Origin of the sequence: Pseudonocardia oceanicola (assembly GCF_047200735.1) — a bacterium.
Classification (GTDB): domain Bacteria; phylum Actinomycetota; class Actinomycetes; order Mycobacteriales; family Pseudonocardiaceae; genus Pseudonocardia.
In genome coordinates this window covers 122,733-139,172 of record NZ_JBJZON010000016.1, presented here as the reverse complement: position 1 = coordinate 139,172, position 16,440 = coordinate 122,733, and the positions used below count along the sequence as shown (strand labels likewise).

The following is a 16,440-nucleotide window of genomic DNA, read 5'->3' as shown; positions in this document are numbered from 1 at the left end:
CCGGGCCCGCCGGGGGCCGCGCACGGCCGCTGCCCCGCTGATCACCTGCTCGCCGACGGGCGCGCTGCGAGGCGCCCGTCCCCGCTCCCTACGGTGGTGTCCATGACGACCATGCTCACCTGGCAGGCCGAGGGCCGCCCGGGCCTCGAGGGCACCCGCGTGCACTTCGGCCCCGGTCCCGCCGGGTTCCGCGCGCTCGGCCGGATCGTCCGGCCGGATCCGGAGGGCGACTTCACGGCGTCGTACAGCCTGCTCGTCCGCGAGGACGGCACTCTCGGACGGCTCTCGCTCAGCTCCGCGACGACCGGGTCCGAGAAGCACCTGACGATCAACCGGACCGAGGACGGCTTCTGGCTCCTCGACGACGGCTCGGGCAGCGAGCGCCAGGACTTCGACGGCGCCGTCGACGTGGACCTCGCCTTCAGCCCGCTGTTCAACGCACTGCCGATCCGGCGGCTCGGCGCGCACCGCGAGGCCGTCGACCGCGAGGTCCCCGTGGTGTTCGTGTCGCTGCCCCATCTCGAGGTGTCGCTGTCGGCGCAGCGGTACCGCACGGTGCGGGTGGGGGAGGGGCACTCGCCGGCGGTGGTCGAGTTCTCCTGGGCGGGCTTCCGGGCCGAGCTCGAGGTCGACGCCGACGGGTTCGTGCTCTCCTACCCCGGCCTCGCCGCCCTGGTGTCCAACGAGCGGGCGGAGCCGGCCGGGCAGAGCTGACCGGTCCCGTCGGCGGGCGCGGCCGGGCCCCGTGGCGCCCCGGCCCGCCCCGCGGGCCGGGTTCCGGGGTGGTGAGCGGCTACTTCCAGCCGCCGACGACGTCGCCGCGCCGCCCCAGCTCGCGCAGCTCGGCCAGCGGGTCGGGACCGTCGAGCGAGACCGCCAGGGCCAGCGGCTCGCGGGTCGACGCCCAGCGCTGCCGGGCGAGGTACCCGGACTCGACGGTCGCCGCGAGCCCGCCGGTCGAGGCGAGCGCCCCGCGCATCGCGCCGAGCCGGCCGAGCGCCTCGTCGACCGCCGCGAGCAGCGCCGAGCGGTTGCCCTCGCACATCGCCAGGGTCAGCTCGGGGCGGGTGCCGGCGACCCGGGTGCCGTCGGCGAAGGAGCTCGCGGACAGGGCGAGGGCCAGGTCGTCGTCGGGCTCGCCGGCACCGACCGTGGCCAGTACCGCGGCGAGCAGGTGCGGGAGGTGGGAGATCCGGGCGACGGCGAGGTCGTGCTCGTCCGCGGCCGCCGGCACCACCCGCGAGCCACAGGCCCAGGCCAGCTCGGCCACGTCCCGCCACACGTCGAGGTCCGCGCCCTCGTCGGCGATCACCACCCACGCCGCCCCGCGGAAGAGCGCCGCGTCGCCGACGGCCCAGCCCGACTCGGCGGTGCCGGCCATCGGGTGCCCGCCCACGTACCGGGCCCGTGGGGCGTGGGTGGCGACGGCGCCGGCCACGGCGACCTTCACGCTCACCGCGTCGGTCAGCCGGACGGTCGGGGCGACCGCGTCGACCCGCTCCAGCACGCCCTCGACCGCGGGCAGCGGCACCGCGACCACGACCAGCGCGTCGGCCACGGCGGCGCGGTGCAGGGCGGCGTCGAGATCGGTGGTCACGTCGAAGCCGTCGGCCCGGGCCGCCTCCGCGGTCCCGTCGTGGGCGTCGACGCCCCAGCAGTCCCGACCCGCCGCCCGCGCGGCGCGGAGCAGCGACCCGCCGATCAGCCCGGTCCCCACCACGCACAGCGCTCGCATGGGCGAGCAGGCTAGCCGACCGCGGACCGAGGGCCCGTCGTCAGTCCCGCTCGAGCGCTGCCGCCACCCGCAGGACGCCCCGCTCCTCGAGGCGGACCCCGGTGATCTGCACGCCTCCGGGCAGCGCACCCGGCGGGACCGGCGCGGGCACCGATACCGAGGGCCACGTCGTGAGGTTGAACGGGCTGGTCAGCGCGAGCATGGCCGAGCGCACCGACACGCCGTCGACCGTCCGCTCGCCGATCGGGGTGGCGCGGAGCCGGGTCGTGGCGCTGACCAGCACGTCCATGTCGGCGACGGCGGTCCGGAACTCCGCGGTCAGCCGGGTGCGGGTCCGCTGCGCCGTGACGTAGGCGTGGGCCGGCCGGTCCGCGACCATCTCCAGCCGCTCGACGGTCTCCGGCTGGTAGTCCGACCGCCGCGTGGCGAGCCACTCCCGGTGCGTCGCGTAGGCCTCGGCCCCGACGATCTCGGCGTACGCGGCGGCCAGCTCGTCGACGAACGGGGTCCGGATCTCGACGATCTCCGCGCCCGCCTTCTCCAGCAGCCGCACGGACTCGCGCACCGCCTCGTCCAGCACGGGGTCGGCGGCCTGCCAGTAGTCGTCGACCAGCACTCCGACGTGCGTTCCCCCGATCCCGGGCGGCTGGATGCCGCCGCCCGTCCCGTCCGGGCGGGCCAGGACGTCCCACGCGACGGAGGCCGAGTGCACGTCGCCGGCCAGGATCCCGACGGTGTCGAGGGTCTCGGCCAGCGGGAACACACCCTCGGTCGAGAGGGCGCCGTACGCCGGCTTGAGCCCGACCACCCCGCACAGCGCGGCGGGCGTGCGCACGCTCGCCCCGGTGTCGGTGCCGAGGGCCAGCGGCAGGTGCCCGGCCGCGACCGCCGCCGCCGAGCCGGAGGACGACCCGCCGGTGATCCGCGTGGGGTCGTGCGGGTTGCGGGCCGGGCCGGTCGCGGAGACGTCGCCCGTGGGGCCGTAGGCGAACTCGTGCGTGGCGAGCTTCCCGACGATCACCGCGCCCGCCTCGCGCAGCCGCGTCACGACCGGGCCCTCGGTCGTCGCGGCGGGGGCGTCGGCGAGCACCGCCGAGCCCGCCCGCGTGGGCAGCCCGACGACGTCGAACAGGTCCTTCACCCCGACCGCCACGCCGTGCAGCGGGCCGCGCCACTCGTGCCGGGCCAGCTCCGCAGCGCGCTCGTCGGCGGTGGCCAGCGCACGCTCGGCGTCGAGGGCGACGACGGCCGCGTGGTCGTCCGCGGCGAGCCGGTCCAGGACGTCCCGGACGTGCTCGACGGGCGAGAGCCCGCCGGAGCGCAGGGCGAGGGAGAGGTCGCGCAGGCTGGTCACCGGCCCAGCCTGCCATCCGGTCACAGCAGGGCCAGCGCGGCGTAGAGGGCGGCGCCGACGGGCAGCACCGACTCGTCGAACCGCACCCGGTTCGAGTGGTTGGGCGGGGTGTCCTGCGGCGAGGCGCCGGGCGGGCAGGCGCCCAGGAAGGCGAGCGCGCCCGGTACCCGCTCCAGCACGTAGGCGAAGTCCTCGGCACCCATGATCGGTGTGGCCAGGGTGCCGACGCGGGCGTCGCCGAGCAGCCGGCGCGCGACGTCGGACAACCGGGCGGTGCCGGCCGGGTCGTTGACGGTCACGGGGTAGCCGGGCTCGATCTCGACCCGGGCGGTGCAGTCGTGCGCCAGCGCGGTGTGCGTGCAGACCCGCTCGATCTCGGTCCGCACCGCCCGCCGCACGCTCTCCGACATCGTCCGCAGCGTGCCCTCGAGCTCGGCGGTCTCCGGGATGACGTTGTCCGTGGTCCCGGCGCTGATCCGGCTGACCGTCAGCACGGTGGGGTCGTGCGTGTCCACCTTCCGGGTGACCATCGTCTGGAGGGCGCCGACCATCGCCGCGGCCGCCGGCACGGGGTCGACGGCGTGGTGCGGGGCCGACGCGTGCCCGCCGCGGCCGGTCACCGTGACCCGGACGACGTCGGCCGCCGCCATGATCGGGCCGGGCCGGGTGTACACCTCGCCGCTGGACATGGTGGCGCTGACGTGCAGGGCGTACGCGGCGTCGGGCCGGCCGCCGGGGCCCCGGCGCTCCAGCAGCCCCTCCTCGATCATCCGCCGGGCGCCGTGGAAGCCCTCCTCGCCCGGCTGGAACACCAGGACGGCGCGCCCGGCGAGCTGGTCGCGCCGCTCGCACAGCAGCCGCGTCGCGGCGGCCAGCATCGCGACGTGCAGGTCGTGGCCGCAGGCGTGCATCACGCCGTCGACCTCGGAGCGGAACGGGACGGCCACGTCCTCGTGCAGCGGCAGCGCGTCCATGTCCGCGCGGAGCAGCACGGTGCGGCCGGGACGGGCGCCCTCCAGCACCCCGACGACCGAGCTCAGCCCGTTCCCGAGGTGCAGGCGCAGCGGGAGGTCGGCGAGGTCGGCGAGGAGGGCGTCGCGGGTGCGCGGCAGATCCAGCCCGGTCTCGGGCCGGCGGTGCAGGGCCCGGCGCAGCGCGACGGCGCGCGGCTGCAGGGACCGGGCGGCGCCCAGGAGGGTGGCGGGGGCGGTCGCGAGGTCGGACACACCGCGATCCTGGCACCGCGGCGACGTCCACCCGAATTGTGGTTTGTGACACAGGCGAAACCCGCCTACCGTGACCACCATGCCGGTGCAGACGGTGGAGGAGCCCACGGAGGCACGTGGTTCCTCGCTGCCCGGGTTCGCGGTCGCCGCGATCCGGGAGGAGGGACGCTGGCGGTGCGTGCGCCTGGATCCCGACGCCCTGGTCGATCTCGACGCCGCGATCACCGAGCTGCGCGGGCTGCGGTCCACCGGCGCGGTCGTCGGGCTGCTCGACGTCGACGACGAGTTCTTCGTCCTGCTCCGTCCCGTGCCGGGCGGGGTGGCCCTGATGGTGTCCGACGCGGCCGCGGCGCTGGACTACGACGTCGCCGCGGACGTGCTCGATCTCCTGCGGGTGGAGCTCCCGCCGGACGAGGACGCGCTCGACGACGACCCCTGGCCCGAGGGGGACCTCGCCATCCTCGCCGACCTCGGGCTGCCGCCCGAGGAGCTGAACGTGCTGGCCGGCGACTTCGAGCTGTACCCGGACGAGCAGCTGGCCGTCATCGGGCGGCGCTGCGGGTTCGGCGAGGAGCTGGCGAAGCTCGTCGGCACCTGAGCGGAGCTCGCGGAGCGGACATCGGCGCTCAGCGGAGCTCGCGGAGCGGACATCGGCGCCGACCGGGCACGATGACCGGGTGCTGCCCACCCCGGCCGACGACGTGCTGCTCGGCCGCGCCCTCGAGGTCGCGGCCGGTGCCCTGCGGACCGGGGACGTGCCGATCGGCGCCGTGCTCGTGGACGCGGCGGGACGCGAGCTGGCCGCCGCCGCGAACGCCCGGGAGGCCCTGGGCGATCCCACCGCGCACGCGGAGGTCCTCGCGCTGCGGGAGGCCGCCCGGGTCCGGGGCGAGTGGCGGCTCGAGGGCTGCACGCTCGCCGTGACCGTCGAGCCCTGCACGATGTGCGCGGGGGCGATCGGGCTCGCCCGAGTGGGGCGCGTGGTGTTCGGGGCGTGGGAGCCGAAGACCGGCGCGGCCGGGTCGCTGTGGGACGTCCTGCGCGACCGTCGGCTCACCCACCGTCCCGAGGTGGTGGGCGGGGTCCGGGCCAGCGAGGCCGCGGCGCTCCTGGAGGCGTTCTTCGCGGGGCACCGGGGGAGCTGACGGAACGCCCGCGAGGACCCGGTGAGGGCCCGCGGCCGCCGCACTTGTAACCTTGCGGGCGGTAGCGTGTCCGAGCGGCCGAAGGAGCGCGCCTCGAAAGCGCGTGAGGTTCACGCCTCCGTGGGTTCAAATCCCACCGCTACCGCCAGACCCGCCGGGCGGGCCCGCAAGGGCCCCCCGGCGTTCGTCGTCCCGGGCGTCCGAGTGCCGGGGGTTTCCGGGCCCCTCGTCCGGATCCGCCTCCCCGGGCCCGCTCCGCCCGAGCCGTTGACGCGCGCCCGAGGCCTCAGCACCATCGTCGGATGCGTCTGCTCGACCGAGCCGCCGTCCGGGCCCTGCTGGACCCGGACGCGCTGGTCGAGGCGGTCTCGCAGGGCCTCGTCGACCTGAGCACCGGGCGGGCGTCGGTGCCGCCGCGGGTCGCCGCGTGGATCGGCGAGGTCGGGCTGCTCGCCGCCATGCCCGCCTACAGCGAGACGCTCGGCGTGGCCACCGCCAAGCTCTTGACCGTCTACCCGGGGAACGCCGCGGTCGACCTGCCGGTGCACCAGGCGCTCGTCGCCGTGTTCGCGCCGGAGGACGGCACCCTGCGCGCGCTGATGGACGGGGACCTGATCACGGCGGACCGCACCGCGGCCGCGTCCGCCCTGTCCGTGCGGGCCCTCGCCCGGCCGGACGCCCGGGTCCTCGCCGTGCTCGGCACGGGGCCGCAGGCCCGCGCCCACGCCCGGTACGTCGCGCCGACGCGGCCGTTCGAGGAGGTCCGGATCGGCGGCCGCGATCCCCACAAGGTCGCCGCGCTGGTCGACGAGCTCGCGGGGCAGGGGCTCGCCGCCCGCGGCTGCACGATCGACGCCGCCCTGCGCGACGCCGACGTGATCTGCGCCGCCACCAGCACGCTGCGGCCGCTCGTCGGGGCGGACGGGCTGCCGGACGGGGCGCACGTCGCCTCCGTCGGCTACGTCCCCGAGGGCCGCGAGGTGGACGCGGCGGTGCTGACCCGGGCACAACTCGTGGTCGAGCACCGCGCGACCGCCCTCGCGCCGTTCCCGGTCGGCTCGAACGACCTCGCCGAGCTCGTCGAGCGGGGGAAGATCCATCCCGACGTCGTCGTCGAGCTGGGGGAGGTCCTCTGCGGCCTGCGGCCCGGCCGGGCCGGGGACGACCAGCCGACCGTCTTCAAGTCGGTGGGTGTGGGAGTGCTCGACGCGGCGGCCGCGGCGGTGGTCCTCGCCGCGGCGGAACGGACCGGGGCGGGTGCCGAGGTGGCCCTGTAGGCCCGCCGCTGCCGTTCCCGAGGCACCGCGACAGATCGCGTGGCCCGATCCGGCCCCGAAGCAAGAGGGGCCGGAGGCCACAACGCCGGGCGGCCCGCGACGGCCCTGCCCGGCGTTGCTGCTGGTGCGCGGCGCGGAGGATAGGGGATTCGAACCCCTGAGGGATTGCTCCCAACACGCTTTCCAAGTCTGTTGTTGATCGTTCAGCGGGCGTCGTGGAGATCGCGACCAGCGCCCTGGCTCGTGTTGTCCGACTCCGCGGACCCGGCCGGACGGGGGCGAATGAGACTGGAACTGAGACTGCGTGGTGATCCACTTCGGCGTGGGTTCCTCCACGTCACGGTTGCCGTCGTGCTGGTCTCCTCGCGGCGCGGGTTCCACCCTGCCGGGGCGAGGGGTGGGCTGCAAGGCACGCTGTCCCGCCTTGTGGCCCGCCCCTCGGTCCGGTAGCCGTCTCGGCGCGCCGTGAGGAGGCCAGCACGTTCCCCGGTCTCCGAGCGGTGTCGGGTGTGGGCGGAGCCCGCTTCTTCTCGGTCGGGGATGCTGTGGCCGTGGACGACCAGGCTGCGCGCGGGCTGTCGCTGCGGTTGGACCCGGCGGCGAAGATGCGGCTGGCGGCGCGATTCGGCGACAGCGTTGGAAGTTGGCTGGACGGCCTCCCCGGCAGACTGCATGAGCTGGAAGAGGCGTGGGATCTGGATTTCGAAGAGGTCTCCGCGGGCGGTACCTCGGTGGTCGTCCGGGCTTCGCGGGCGGGTACCCCGGTGATGGTGAAATTGTGTCCGGACGCGGGGATCGGCCGTTCGGAGGCTGACGCTCTCCGCTGCTGGGCGGGCCTGCCGCACGTGGTCGAGTTGCTGGCGGACGAGGCCGACGGAGCCCTTCTGCTGGCGGGTGTCTCGCCGGGCACGTCCCTCGTCGACGACGACTGGCAGCTCGTCGAGGTCGCGCCGCTGCTGAGCGACTTGGCCAGCTCACTCGAAGTGCCGTCCGTGCAGTTCCCGTCTCTCGTCGAGCGCGTGGAGTTCCTGTTCGGCCTGACACGGCGCCGCATCGGGGCAGGGGCTGATCCGCTCGTGGGCCCGCAGACCCTGGATGAGGCGGAGCGATTGGCGGTCGCGTTGGCGAGCGACCCCGAGCCGCCTGTTCGGCTGGTCCACGGGGATCTCCACCCCGGCAACGTGCTTCGTGGCCGCGACGGTTCGGTCGTGGCGATCGACCCCCGTGCGTGCCTAGGGGACTCGCACTTCGACGCGGTCGACTGGGTCCTTCGTGGTGAGGCGCCGACGCGTGCTGGTGTTCTTCGAGCGGCTGAGGAACTTGCCCAACTCGTCCCTGGCTTCGACGCCGAGCGCATCACTGCGTGGGCCGTGGCTCTGGCGCCTGTGCTGGCGATCTCGCATGCGGGAGCTGGGTCGGACGCGGCGCAGCGACGGGCGCGCTGTCTGATCTCGCTGTGGGATGAGGCGTCCCTCGGCTGAGAGGGCCGGGTAGCTGGTGCCGCCGGCCGCGAGCGGGCCGGAGGCAGGAGCGAGCGAGCCGGGCGGTGCCGGCATAGCCGGCCCGCGCCGCCGGAGGCGGCGCCTTGATCTCTTACAGGCGGACTCGGCAGCGACACGCTTGAGTAGCCGCGTACGACGCGCCAGACACCCCGGCAGCCCACCGTTGCAAGCCGACCGGTCAGCGGGTCGCTACCTGTAGATGCAGGGTCTAGCGACTAGGTTGACGCTGTACCGATCTGCCAGCAATTCGACTACTGAGGGTGACTGAACTGAGCACGCCGCAGACTTTCGCAGCGCCAGTGACCATTGGCACCACATCGGTGCCCGAGGGCAAGGTTAGCGATTTTCTGACCGGTCGGCTGGTCAAGGACACACCTGAGGAGTACGTGCGGCAGAACGTCGAGAAGGCGCTGGTTCGTGGCTATCGGTACGCACCGAGTGACTGTGTGCCGGAGTTTCCTATCAAGGTCGGATCATCCCGCAGGCGGGTCGACATTGTAGTGTTCAGGCCCGGGGCTGAACACAAGCAAGAGTCTGCCTGGCTCCTCGTTGAGACTAAAAAGCGCGGGACGAGTCTCACGAACAAGAACGACGGCGTCGAGCAACTGAAGTCCTACATGGCGGCGTGTTTGAATGCCGAATATGGCATGTGGACCAACGGTGATGAGCAGCTCTTTTATGCCAAGCGACAGACTCAGGCCGGGTTCACGATCGAAGAGATTATCGAGATCCCGGCCTCCGGGCAATCTGAAGCCGACGCTCAGCGCCCCAAGCGCAAGGATTTGAAGCCTGCTACTGCGGACAACCTTCTCTTCGCCTTTCGTCGTTGCCACAACTACATCGCGGGTACTGAAGGCAAACAAAAAGCAGACGCATTCTGGGAGCTGCTCAAGCTCATCTTCTGTAAAATCGAAGATGAACGGTCAAAGGTACTCGAATTTTACGCCACGGCCGCCGAACGTAGCTCTGCAACCGCTGCCATTAGTGCCAAGAAGCGGATTCAGCGCGTCTTCACGGATAAGGTTGTGAAGAAGTATCCCACCATCTTCCCAGGGTCCGATATGGAGATCGACCTTAAGCCGATGGTGGTTGCTTATGTCGCGTCGCAACTCCAAGGGTTCTCGCTGCTTGCGTCTCCGGTCGATGTGAAGGGGGTTGCCTACGAGGAGGTCGTGGGGAGCAACCTTCGGGGTGATCGCGGTGAGTTCTTCACTCCGCGTAACGCCTGCCGAATGGCAGTGACGATGCTTAACCCCCAACCGGACGAACGTTTGATTGACCCAGCGTGTGGCACCGGCGGGTTCTTGATTACAGCGATGAATGCTGCTCTTGAACATATCGAGGCGGAAGAGCGTGCCGAGTGGGCTGATCCCGCTAACGGTACGGACGCCGAACGCCAGCAGCTTTGGACTCGTCGCAATGACTACCTCTCGTCGTGCGTGCATGGTGCCGACCTGAACCCTGGTTTGGTACGCGCGGCGAAAATGAACATGGTAATGAATAATGACGGCTCGGGTGGACTATTTCAGGCAAACAGCTTGGGAAACCCTCATTCCTGGGATCCATCGGCGACGGCTGCGATCCGCCTTGGGTCATTCGATGTCGTGGTTGCGAATCCGCCGTTCGGCGCAAACATTCTAATTGATGACGAAGAGGTTCTGCGTCAGTACGAACTCGCTGCGACATGGGATCGTGCAGAGGATGGTGGCTGGGCAATTCGCCTACGGCCAAATGGCGAGCCACAGTTGCAAAAGTCGCAGCCTCCCGAGATCTTGTTCATCGAGCGGTGCATACAGTTGCTTAAGCCGGGCACTGGACGCATGGCCATGGTCATCCCGAATGGAATTCTGAACAACCCGGCGCTAGGCTATGTCCGGCATTGGCTGTTAACGAATACGCAGGTTCTGGCAGTCGTCGATATGGCTAGGGAGCTTTTCCAGCCCAAGAATGACACGCAGACCAGTATGGTCCTGGTTCGTAGACTTTCGGATGGCGAAAAGTCAGAGGCAGAGGCGGGGTCTCTCGATTATCCGGTCTTTATGGCAGTTACCAATTCAATTGGGCACGACAAGCGCGGGAATGTGCTGTATCGCAGAACTGAAACTGGCGATGACGTCGTTGCTGAGATAATCGATACGATTGCCGAGATTGATCCAGTGACAGGAAACGAGGTCCTTCGCCAAGTGAAGACCTCGGAGCGCTTGGTTGACGATGAGCTTCCTGACGTCGCTCGCGAGTACCTGCAGTGGCTCGGAGAGCAGTCGTGAGTTCGGTAGCTGCGGCTGCCGTTAGTAGCTTCGGCGTCTCGATACGGTCTCGATCTCTGCGGGCGTACGACCGTTTGGATGCTGGCTTCTACTCAAGCGCCTCAATTCTGGCGACAGAGCAGATTGCGCTTCTTGAGGCCTCTGGTGTTCCAATCGAGACGATCGGCTCCCTGGGAGCAGCCTCAATGCCACCACGGACCGCGTTGGTCCGCGCTGCGGTCCGTGAAGACTCCTTGCCCTATCTGCGACCTTATGACGTCTTCGACTACTTCCCCGTCCCGGCTGATCATGTATCGAAGGCGCGTAATCCTGGATTGTCATACTTTCAAATCTGCGAGGGTGACATCTTGCAGACAAGGTCCGGGAGAAACCTTGGACCATGCACGATCGCAGACGGAGAGCTTGCCAAGTTTGCCCTATCAGACGACATGATTCGGATCAAGATTCCTGACGAGGATCAGCGACATGTTCTGCTCGCCTACCTGAAAACTGAGTTAGGGCAAGCCCTCATCAGACGAGGCCGGAGTGGGTCTGTTATCGACCACCTGACGGTTGCTGATGTCGAAGCGGTACCTGTTCCTGTCTTTGCCGACGATGTCGCGACTAGAATCTCGGCCCTGGTCGGAAGCGCGATCGAGGATCGCTTTGAAGGGCGCAGTTCTCTCAACAGGGTAATGGCTGATCTTGGAACGGATCTACCGATCCCCAATACAGTCCTGTCCGGTCACGTGGCGTGGACGATGCGAGCCAGAGACTTTAATGGGCGCTTCGATGCAGGGTTCCACCACCCGTTTGTGCGGGAAAGTCGAAAGCAGATTTCTTCGAAACCGTCTCATCGCCTTGGGGATCTCGTCGAGGCAGTCCTTCCGCTGCGGTATAAGCGGTATTATGTGGAGCGAGAGCACGGTCGCCCAATCCTTAGCGGTCGTCAGCTACTTCAGCCTGAGCCGGTGAATCTTCGCTTCGTTTCGGATCGTTCGTTCCGCAACCCCGAGGACTACGAGGTCTCAAAGGGAACTGTGGTGTTCGGAGCTGTCGGGCGATCTGAGGGACGACAGGCTTGGCCTGCACTTGTTACTGACGATCGCCATGGATGGCTGGCCAGTAATGATGTTATGCGTCTAGTACCGCGCCCCAATGTGCCACCAGGACTTGTTTGGCTTGCAGTAGCGGTACCGCAAGTTCAGGCGCAGATCAAGGCGCTCTCGTTCGGAAGCGTCGTCGACCATATGAATCCGTGGGACGTGGAAGATGTCATCGTTCCCGATATTGGCGCCGAGCTCGTCGCAGAAGTCGAGGATGCATGGGAGAAGTTCGCGCGTAGTACGCGCGCGATTCAGGATGCGACCGCACTGACCGAATCGGCCCTTGAAAGCATGGCCGCAAGTACGGGACTGAGCTAGATTCCAACTGCCGGATGTTGTGAGTAATGCCGCTCTATTGCTTCAGGAGGCGTTGCGTGTACCCTAATGACACTAGCCGTTCATAGGCGCGGACGACCAAATGAGGGACTTGCTGTTTAATGGCCCAGCCATTCTCTGCATAAACCCAGATTCTCTGAGTGTCGCCGACCATCATGTTTACGACGCGGTTCGCGTCGCCCGCCTTCTCGATGTATGTATCAAGCGAGTAGGGTTGCGCGGCGCAGATTACACGCACTGATGGCCAGCGGAGGCGGCACATCGCGTAGGCGCGACGCTGCTGGTAGGGCCGCGAGATTAGCATCACCGACCTCACGGGAACCTCTCGATTCTCGACGAGCGCGCGAGTTAGGTCGATGTTCTCCCCAGTATTGGTGGCATGAGGTTCGACAATTATTGCGCTATCGGGCACGCCGAGGGCGAGGGCGTGTTCGCGGTAGTGGACGGCTTCGCCGCGGGGGAAGCGTTCGATGGTGGTGGGGGCGTTGGCGCCGGTGAAGACGATGCGGGGGAAGTAGCCCTGGTGGTACAGCTCGGCGGTGTAGGTGGCCACGCCGAGGTCGTGGCTGCCGAGTCCAATGCCGAGGTCGACGGGGCGTAGTTCGTGGTGCATCTGGTTGAACTCCCACAGGGTCTCCACGTCGGCGCGGAGCTCGGCGGGGATGGTGGTGTTCGGCATCGCTGGGTCCTTCTAGTCGGGGATGTCGAAGGAGTAGGTCCAGGAGAAGCGTGAGGCAGCGTGCACGCCTCGTGCGACTTCGACGAGTGTCCCGTCGGCGGTGTAGGTGCGGCGGTTGAGGATCATCACCGGCTCGCCGGCGGGGAGGTCGAGCTGGTCGACCTCGTCCGGGGTGGGCATGCGCGCGTGGAACGACTCGGTCATGTGGTCGGGTTCGAGGCCTTGCATGGTGAGAACGGCGAACCCTCCCCCGCGCCCGGCCGGGCCTGGTGTGGGGTCGACGAGCGGGGTGCCTTCCACGTGGGCGGGCAGGTAGTAGCTCGTGAGCGTGTGTGTCGGCTGGTCGCCGTCCTTCACGAGCCGCGCCCGTGCGTAGACCGGTGTGCCGGGCTCGATGTCGTAGGCCTCGGCGATCTCGGCGTCGGCGTCGACGAGGGAGACGGTCTGGGTCTGGTCGCTGGGCTTCCACTCGCGGCCTGAGGCCTCGCGGTCGGCGGCGAACGCGACGACGTCGCCGTACTTCCACTTCTTCTTGCTGTAGCGCTCGACGCCCAGGCGGCGCATCGGCGGCGGAGTCCGGACAACCGTCCCGCGGCGCCGGATCGGGGTCACGAGCCCTTCGGCTTCGAGCATGGCCACGGCGTTGCGGACGGTCTTGACGTTGACCCCGTGCGTGGCGGCCAGCTCGTCCTGCTTGGGCAGGGTGTCGCCGGGCGCGTAGGTGCCCTGCTGGATCGCGTCCCGCAGGATCGCGGCCAGCTCGCGGTACCCCACCGTGCTCAATGGTCCTCCCTAGTCGACTCCGATAACGGTAGCTGTACCGCCTCGGTGGCGACCCAAGCGGTTGATAGAACCCCCTCTATTGACAGTGCCGGCCGCGCTTGCTTCTATAGAGCTGGTCCTAACGCGCTGGCTCTCAGCGCGGCCCACGAGCGGAGGAAGCAGCGATGGCGATCAAGAACAGGTTCCCGGTCTCGATGGGGGACGTCTTCCCGCACGGCGCCTACGTGGTGTCGGAGGTCGAGGCGGTGCGCGACTTCGACAAGTCCAGCGCGGGCCGTCCGATCCAGCAGGTCGACAAGGAGTCCGGACTGCCGGTGTGGTCGGTGTCCGTGCTCGACGCGGACCCCGACGCCCGGCGGGCGGACAAGACCGTCGTGGTGAAGCTCGCGGCCACACATCAGCCGGTGCCGCCGGAGACCCTCGCGGGGATGCCGTTCCGGCCGGTGGAGTTCGAGGGTCTGACCGTGACCCCGTACGTGCAGGAGAACGGCGGTCGCCCGCGGGTGGCTTACAGCTTCCGCGCCACGGCGATGCGTGCCCCGACCGTCGGGCACAAGCCGACCCCGCGGTCCGGGGGCAACTCGGAGGCGCCTGAGCACCGATGACCCGACCGAGCGAGGGTGGAGGGGAGCCCGATTGCGGCGGACTCCCCTCCGTTCTCCTTCACCCGACATCACGCCCTGAGCAGGCAGTTCGCCAGACTTGGAAGGACACCGAGGCTAGATGACTCGCACTGGCAAGTCCCACCCGCCCGCGTTCGTCCCCGACCACCGCGCCGTGCCCGGTTCGATCCCGGCCATCGTGGATGCCGCGTTCTACCGCATCCGCGTGCAGCTCGACGCCGCCAGCGACACCCCCGCCGTCTCCGCGTTGGATCGGGCCGCTCGGGCGGATCGGCTCGCGGTCCTGCATGACCGTTCCGCGCGGTGGTGGCGGGTGCTCTACCGGCACACCCCGACCGGGGTGCCGTTCCTCTACATCGCCGCGGTGAGCCGCGCCGAGCTGCACGAGCGCGACGAGGCCCGATTCTGGCGGGAGACCGCCGCGGACTGGCGCGCCCGCGCCGAGCGCCGCCCAACCTCGGACGCGGCCGGGGCGCTGTCGAACTGGGCAGAGCTGGGGGTGGCCTGACATGCGCGTCATCGCCTTCCCCGCTGGCGCGCTGTGCGCCCGTCCGGGCACCGACCCGGAGCTGTTCTTCCCGGACGACACCGCGCCGGACTACCCGGCCCGCGTCGCCGCTGCTCGTCGGGTGTGCGCCGACTGCCCCGTCCGTGCGGCCTGCCTAGCCGATCGGATGCGCTGGGAGCCAACAGGTTCCCGCTTCGGTGTCGTCGCCGGGACGACCCCTGACGAGCGCGACGCCCTCGCCGACCCCGGTCACTCCGGTCAGGTGGACGCGGCATGAGCGCTACTCGGCCCGACCGGTGCGAGGTGTGCCGGACCCCGCTGTCCGACCGGCCCGACCCGCGCCGCCGGCGCTGCGCCGATCACCTCGGCCAGGCCGTGCTGTTCCCACTGACCGCAGTCACCACCCGGCCCCGGCGCAGGAAGGAGACCCGCTCGTGAGCCGCAAGGATTGGACCTCGCCCGCTCCGTTGGAGATCGAACGCCCGCGGTTGCCGTGGTGGACCATGCTGCCCAAGCCCGTCCTGACCGTGTTGTCCCCAGTCATCGCGGTCGGGGTGCTCGCCGTCGTCGCGAACTTCGCCGCCAGGCGGATTTACCGCTACCCGATCGCCCTCACCACGTCCGTCGGCCTTGTTGTGCTCGGGTGCTGGCACGGCTGGTGGTGCTCCCTCGGGGTCGCCCTGGCCCTGGTCGCGCTGCTCGCGGGCTGGTGGTGGCTGCGGCGGGACTCGTTCACCCGCCTCGTCGGTGTGCAGCTCGCTTCGGAGTACCGACGGCTGCGCGTCTACGCCCCGGTGTGGCGGCGCACCATGCGCGTCTCCGGGATCGCGGCGCGGGTCGGGCGGACCTGGCACTACCCGCGCGTCCGTCGGGTCCGCGCCGACGGCTGGCGTGACCGCGTGCTCGTCGGGCTGCTGCACGGCCAGGCCCCGAAGGACTTCGAGGATCGGGCCGCGGAGCTGGCGCACGCCTTCGGCGCCACCTCCTGCCGCGTCCGGGTCGACAAGCCGCGCCGGATCTGGCTCGACCTGATCCACAGCGACACCCTCGCCGCGTCGGTCGCGCCGCCTGTCCTGGCTGCTGCTGATGCGGTGGTCGACCTGGGGCGCCTCGTCGTGGGGATGGTCGAGACCGGGCGGGAGTTCGTGCTGCGGCTGCTCGGGAACCATCTGCTCGTCGTCGGCTCCACCGGGGCCGGGAAGTCCTCTGTGGTGTGGGCGCTGCTGTGGGCGCTCGCCCCGGCCATCCGCTCCGGCCACGTGCAGGTGTTCGGGGTCGACCCGAAGGGCGGGATGGAACTCGGCCGCGCCCCTGGCCTGTTCACCCGGCTCGTCTACGACAACGGGGCGGATGCGGTCGATCTGCTCGAACACGTCGCCACCCTCACCCGCCAACGCGCCGCGTACTTCCGGGAGTCGAAGAAGACGGCGTGGACCCCGGAGTCGGGGCAGCCGTTCGTGCTCCTGGTGGTCGACGAGCTCGCCGACGTCGTGGCCTACCAGACCGACCGCGGGTTGAAGGCGCGCGCGAACGCCGCATTGCAGTCGATCACCTCGCAGGGCCGTGCGCCTGGGGTGTGCGTGGTCGGTCAGGTGCAGGACCCGCGTAAGGCCGTCCTGGACTTCCGGCACCTGTTCCCGACGAAGATCGCCATGCGGCTCGATGAGCCCGACCAGGTCAACCTGGCCCTGGGTGACGGAGCCCGCGCCCGAGGTGCCGCGGCCGACGAGGTCAGCGAGGACACCCCTGGCGTCGGCTGGGTGCTGTCCGAGGGCCGCCGCCAGATCGAACGTGTCCGCGCGTTCCACCTCGACGATGCCCACCTCGACGAGCTGGACGCCTACGTCCGCGACGGGTCCGGACCGGCCGTTCTCCCGGCTCCTACTCGGCCGGAGGTGGCCGCATGAACACCACCGCCAG

Annotated in this window: 17 protein-coding genes and 1 tRNA gene; 13 read left to right on the top strand and 5 right to left on the bottom strand. The window is 70.0% G+C overall.

The window, feature by feature from the left end; genetic code table 11:
• The first annotated feature begins 102 nt into the window (after positions 1-102).
• Positions 103-714 (top strand): putative glycolipid-binding domain-containing protein, encoded by a 612-nt coding sequence (locus ACL02T_RS22075; RefSeq protein ID WP_412832631.1) that lies wholly within the window; start codon positions 103-105, stop codon positions 712-714.
• 79 nt (positions 715-793) lie between these two features.
• Here the strand turns inward: ACL02T_RS22075 and ACL02T_RS22070 are convergent, their stop codons facing one another.
• The 3 genes from ACL02T_RS22070 to ACL02T_RS22060 are packed head-to-tail and all read right to left on the bottom strand — an operon-like array spanning position 794 to position 4,315.
• Positions 794-1,735, bottom strand: coding sequence for a prephenate dehydrogenase (locus ACL02T_RS22070; RefSeq protein WP_412832630.1), 942 nt, complete (start codon positions 1,733-1,735; stop codon positions 794-796).
• A 40-nt stretch (positions 1,736-1,775) separates the two neighbouring features.
• Positions 1,776-3,089: an amidase gene (locus ACL02T_RS22065; RefSeq protein WP_412832629.1), complete on the bottom strand. Its 1,314-nt coding sequence runs from the start codon at positions 3,087-3,089 to the stop codon at positions 1,776-1,778.
• Positions 3,090-3,109: 20 nt separating this feature from the next.
• Positions 3,110-4,315: a M20 metallopeptidase family protein gene (locus ACL02T_RS22060; RefSeq protein WP_412832628.1), complete on the bottom strand. Its 1,206-nt coding sequence runs from the start codon at positions 4,313-4,315 to the stop codon at positions 3,110-3,112.
• Positions 4,316-4,394: 79 nt separating this feature from the next.
• On the opposite strand from ACL02T_RS22060, the gene ACL02T_RS22055 reads away from it, so the two are divergent.
• The 7 genes from ACL02T_RS22055 to ACL02T_RS22025 all read left to right on the top strand — a co-directional run bounded on the left by ACL02T_RS22055 (position 4,395) and on the right by ACL02T_RS22025 (position 11,909).
• Positions 4,395-4,913, top strand: a complete 519-nt coding sequence (locus ACL02T_RS22055) for a tRNA adenosine deaminase-associated protein (protein ID WP_412832627.1) — start codon at positions 4,395-4,397, stop codon at positions 4,911-4,913.
• 79 nt (positions 4,914-4,992) lie between these two features.
• A complete protein-coding gene (locus tag ACL02T_RS22050) occupies positions 4,993-5,460 on the top strand; it encodes a nucleoside deaminase (RefSeq protein WP_412832626.1) in 468 nt (155 codons plus the stop codon).
• Positions 5,461-5,520: 60 nt separating this feature from the next.
• A tRNA-Ser gene (locus ACL02T_RS22045) sits at positions 5,521-5,608 on the top strand.
• Positions 5,609-5,762: 154 nt separating this feature from the next.
• Positions 5,763-6,737, top strand: coding sequence for an ornithine cyclodeaminase family protein (locus ACL02T_RS22040; protein ID WP_412832625.1), 975 nt, complete (start codon positions 5,763-5,765; stop codon positions 6,735-6,737).
• Between the two features lie 551 nt (positions 6,738-7,288).
• Complete coding sequence (locus ACL02T_RS22035) at positions 7,289-8,218, top strand: aminoglycoside phosphotransferase family protein (protein ID WP_412832624.1); 930 nt, start codon at positions 7,289-7,291, stop codon at positions 8,216-8,218.
• A 281-nt stretch (positions 8,219-8,499) separates the two neighbouring features.
• Positions 8,500-10,506, top strand: coding sequence for a type I restriction-modification system subunit M (locus tag ACL02T_RS22030; RefSeq protein WP_412832623.1), 2,007 nt, complete (start codon positions 8,500-8,502; stop codon positions 10,504-10,506).
• A gap of 428 nt (positions 10,507-10,934) precedes the next feature.
• Positions 10,935-11,909 carry a restriction endonuclease subunit S domain-containing protein gene (locus tag ACL02T_RS22025; protein WP_412832622.1) on the top strand — a complete coding sequence of 325 codons (975 nt, stop codon included), beginning with the start codon at positions 10,935-10,937 and terminating at the stop codon, positions 11,907-11,909.
• A 34-nt stretch (positions 11,910-11,943) separates the two neighbouring features.
• Here ACL02T_RS22025 and ACL02T_RS22020 read toward each other — a convergent pair whose 3' ends face one another.
• A complete protein-coding gene (locus ACL02T_RS22020; RefSeq protein WP_412832621.1) occupies positions 11,944-12,606 on the bottom strand; it encodes a YdcF family protein in 663 nt (220 codons plus the stop codon).
• A gap of 12 nt (positions 12,607-12,618) precedes the next feature.
• Positions 12,619-13,380, bottom strand: coding sequence for a GntR family transcriptional regulator (locus tag ACL02T_RS22015; protein WP_412832672.1), 762 nt, complete (start codon positions 13,378-13,380; stop codon positions 12,619-12,621).
• A gap of 173 nt (positions 13,381-13,553) precedes the next feature.
• Between ACL02T_RS22015 and ACL02T_RS22010 the strand changes: the two genes are divergently transcribed.
• From ACL02T_RS22010 to ACL02T_RS21990, 5 genes are all read left to right on the top strand, one after another.
• Positions 13,554-13,994, top strand: coding sequence for a plasmid replication, integration and excision activator (locus tag ACL02T_RS22010; RefSeq protein ID WP_412832620.1), 441 nt, complete (start codon positions 13,554-13,556; stop codon positions 13,992-13,994).
• A gap of 118 nt (positions 13,995-14,112) precedes the next feature.
• Positions 14,113-14,520: a hypothetical protein gene (locus ACL02T_RS22005; protein ID WP_232871902.1), complete on the top strand. Its 408-nt coding sequence runs from the start codon at positions 14,113-14,115 to the stop codon at positions 14,518-14,520.
• 1 nt (position 14,521) lies between these two features.
• Entirely contained in the window at positions 14,522-14,797 is a 276-nt protein-coding gene (locus ACL02T_RS22000; RefSeq protein WP_412832619.1) for a WhiB family transcriptional regulator, read from the top strand.
• Positions 14,794-14,958 (top strand): hypothetical protein, encoded by a 165-nt coding sequence (locus ACL02T_RS21995; protein WP_412832618.1) that lies wholly within the window; start codon positions 14,794-14,796, stop codon positions 14,956-14,958. Before ACL02T_RS22000 ends, ACL02T_RS21995 begins: the two co-directional genes overlap by 4 nt.
• Positions 14,955-16,427, top strand: coding sequence for an FtsK/SpoIIIE domain-containing protein (locus ACL02T_RS21990; RefSeq protein ID WP_412832617.1), 1,473 nt, complete (start codon positions 14,955-14,957; stop codon positions 16,425-16,427). The genes ACL02T_RS21995 and ACL02T_RS21990 overlap by 4 nt, the downstream gene beginning before the upstream one ends.
• Positions 16,428-16,440 lie beyond the last annotated feature (13 nt).

Bases quoted from the DNA above. Each gene is read 5' to 3' on its own strand.
- ACL02T_RS22075 (WP_412832631.1), top strand. From the start codon at position 103: ATGACGACCATGCTCACCTGGCAGGCCGAGGGCCGCCCGGGCCTCGAG.
- ACL02T_RS22070 (WP_412832630.1), bottom strand. From the start codon at position 1,735: ATGCGAGCGCTGTGCGTGGTGGGGACCGGGCTGATCGGCGGGTCGCTG.
- ACL02T_RS22055 (WP_412832627.1), top strand. From the start codon at position 4,395: ATGCCGGTGCAGACGGTGGAGGAGCCCACGGAGGCACGTGGTTCCTCG.
- ACL02T_RS22040 (WP_412832625.1), top strand. From the start codon at position 5,763: ATGCGTCTGCTCGACCGAGCCGCCGTCCGGGCCCTGCTGGACCCGGAC.
- ACL02T_RS22025 (WP_412832622.1), top strand. From the start codon at position 10,935: ATGATTCGGATCAAGATTCCTGACGAGGATCAGCGACATGTTCTGCTC.
- ACL02T_RS22020 (WP_412832621.1), bottom strand. From the start codon at position 12,606: ATGCCGAACACCACCATCCCCGCCGAGCTCCGCGCCGACGTGGAGACC.
- ACL02T_RS22010 (WP_412832620.1), top strand. From the start codon at position 13,554: ATGGCGATCAAGAACAGGTTCCCGGTCTCGATGGGGGACGTCTTCCCG.
- ACL02T_RS22005 (WP_232871902.1), top strand. From the start codon at position 14,113: ATGACTCGCACTGGCAAGTCCCACCCGCCCGCGTTCGTCCCCGACCAC.
- ACL02T_RS22000 (WP_412832619.1), top strand. From the start codon at position 14,522: ATGCGCGTCATCGCCTTCCCCGCTGGCGCGCTGTGCGCCCGTCCGGGC.
- ACL02T_RS21995 (WP_412832618.1), top strand. From the start codon at position 14,794: ATGAGCGCTACTCGGCCCGACCGGTGCGAGGTGTGCCGGACCCCGCTG.